Origin of the sequence: Paraburkholderia sp. RL18-085-BIA-A (assembly GCF_046027075.1) — a bacterium.
GTDB lineage: Bacteria > Pseudomonadota > Gammaproteobacteria > Burkholderiales > Burkholderiaceae > Paraburkholderia.
This window is the reverse complement of sequence record NZ_JARESU010000599.1, coordinates 1-492: the sequence shown is the minus strand read 5'-3', so window position 1 is coordinate 492 and position 492 is coordinate 1. Positions and strand designations below refer to the sequence as shown.

Genomic DNA, 492 nt, shown 5'->3' with positions numbered 1-492 from the left:
TTGCCTGCGCGCGTGGCATCTCCGGCTTGAATTGCCCGATCTGTTCCCATGCCCCCGCGTAATCTTCGCTGAGCAACAGAAGCAAATCGCCAGGACGTGCCATCTCGAGCGCTAACTGATTGGCCGTTTGCTCCTCCGCGACGACCTTGATTTGCTGCGGCGGGACACCCGCGATGCGCAGTGCTTCGCGCAACATGTCCGGCACCTCCAGGTGATCGCGCCCGCGCGAGTCGCTGTCCCGATGGCAGATGTATTGGTCGAAGTGCCCGGCTGCAATGCGCCCGATTGCCTGAATGTCCTCGTCGCGGCGATCGCCCGGAACCGTCAGCGAAACGATCTTCCGCTGATCTGGGCCGAGCCGCTCCACCAGGGCGCACATGGTCTGCACGGCTGCCGGGTTATGCGCATAGTCCAATATGACCCTGAACGGATGATCGTCGTAGATGTTCATGCGCCCAGGGGTGCAGGCGAACGAATTATCGAACGTGCGCA

General features: G+C 61.8%; 1 protein-coding gene. It reads right to left on the bottom strand.

The genetic code is table 11. The annotated features are described in order from the left end of the window. A partial coding sequence (locus P0D89_RS54020) for a glutamate ligase domain-containing protein (RefSeq protein WP_408379836.1) occupies window positions 1-451 on the bottom strand: 451 nt, incomplete at its 3' end. Window positions 452-492 lie beyond the last annotated feature (41 nt).